Source organism: Corynebacterium sp. HMSC073D01, assembly GCF_001815555.1.
Lineage (GTDB): Bacteria > Actinomycetota > Actinomycetes > Mycobacteriales > Mycobacteriaceae > Corynebacterium > Corynebacterium glucuronolyticum.
In genome coordinates this window covers 56676-56878 of record NZ_KV821028.1, presented here as the reverse complement: position 1 = coordinate 56878, position 203 = coordinate 56676, and the positions used below count along the sequence as shown (strand labels likewise).

Sequence of the window (203 nt, the reverse complement as noted above, 5' to 3'; positions counted from 1 at the left end):
GTGTCGTCGAATTTGATGTTGTTGTGTAAGTTCTTCAACGGCCGCAATGATGATGATCCGGATACACCCATGTACGGCCGGATGGTGCGAATAGACGGGTTGGAGTATTGGAAGCCCGCGTTCGGTGGGCCGCTCCAGTTGAATATGCACCCGTGTGCCCAAGGCGGGGCGGTGCGTCTTGCCCGGATGCAACTCGGCATGCC

1 pseudogene is annotated in these 203 nt (G+C 57.6%); it reads left to right on the top strand.

From position 1 onward, the window contains the following. A pseudogene (locus HMPREF3044_RS03755) lies at positions 1–203 on the top strand (HNH endonuclease); the annotation flags it as partial.